Origin of the sequence: Bacillus sp. EKM501B, assembly GCF_011800505.1 — a bacterium.
Classification (GTDB): Bacteria; Bacillota; Bacilli; order Bacillales; family Bacillaceae_G; genus Bacillus_A; species Bacillus_A cereus.
Genome location: NZ_JAALFZ010000046.1, coordinates 1663 through 3033, shown reverse-complemented (window position 1 = coordinate 3033; position 1371 = coordinate 1663). Strand labels below are relative to the sequence as shown.

Below are 1371 nucleotides of genomic sequence, written 5' to 3'. Positions count from 1 at the left end.
CATATTATATGGTTAAGTCCTCGATCTATTAGTATTCGTCAGCTCCACATGTCACCATGCTTCCACCTCGAACCTATCAACCTGATCATCTTTCAGGGATCTTACTAGCTTACGCTATGGGAAATCTCATCTTGAGGGGGGCTTCATGCTTAGATGCTTTCAGCACTTATCCCTTCCGCACATAGCTACCCAGCTATGCCCTTGGCAGAACAACTGGTACACCAGCGGTGCGTCCATCCCGGTCCTCTCGTACTAAGGACAGCTCCTCTCAAATTTCCTACGCCCACGACGGATAGGGACCGAACTGTCTCACGACGTTCTGAACCCAGCTCGCGTACCGCTTTAATGGGCGAACAGCCCAACCCTTGGGACCGACTACAGCCCCAGGATGCGATGAGCCGACATCGAGGTGCCAAACCTCCCCGTCGATGTGGACTCTTGGGGGAGATAAGCCTGTTATCCCCGGGGTAGCTTTTATCCGTTGAGCGATGGCCCTTCCATGCGGAACCACCGGATCACTAAGCCCGACTTTCGTCCCTGCTCGACTTGTAGGTCTCGCAGTCAAGCTCCCTTATGCCTTTGCACTCTACGAATGATTTCCAACCATTCTGAGGGAACCTTTGGGCGCCTCCGTTACACTTTAGGAGGCGACCGCCCCAGTCAAACTGCCCACCTGACACTGTCTCCCGGGTCGATAAGACCCGTAGGTTAGAATTTCAATACAGTCAGGGCGGTATCCCACCAGCGCCTCCACCGAAGCTAGCGCTCCGGTTTCAATGGCTCCCGCCTATCCTGTACAAACTGTACCAAAATTCAATATCAGGCTACAGTAAAGCTCCACGGGGTCTTTCCGTCCTGTCGCGGGTAACCTGCATCTTCACAGGTACTATAATTTCACCGAGTCTCTGGTTGAGACAGTGCCCAAATCGTTACACCTTTCGTGCGGGTCGGAACTTACCCGACAAGGAATTTCGCTACCTTAGGACCGTTATAGTTACGGCCGCCGTTTACTGGGGCTTCAGTTCAGAGCTTCGCTTACGCTAACCCCTCTCCTTAACCTTCCAGCACCGGGCAGGTGTCACCCCCTATACTTCGCCTTACGGCTTCGCAGAGAGCTGTGTTTTTGCTAAACAGTCGCTTGGGCCTATTCACTGCGGCTTTCCGTTAAGAAAGCACCCCTTCTCCCGAAGTTACGGGGTCATTTTGCCGAGTTCCTTAACCAGAGTTCTCTCGCACACCTTAGGATTCTCTCCTCGCCTACCTGTGTCGGTTTGCGGTACAGGCACCTTTTATCTCGCTAGAAGCTTTTCTTGGCAGCGGGGAATCAAAGACTTCGCTCCATAAGGAGCTTCCCCATCACAGCTCAGCCTT

At 53.0% G+C, this 1371-nt stretch carries 1 rRNA gene (only partly in view); it reads right to left on the bottom strand.

From position 1 onward, the window contains the following. Positions 1-8: 8 nt before the first annotated feature. Positions 9-1371, bottom strand: a 23S ribosomal RNA gene (locus HFD78_RS28875); it runs 1653 nt beyond the window's last position.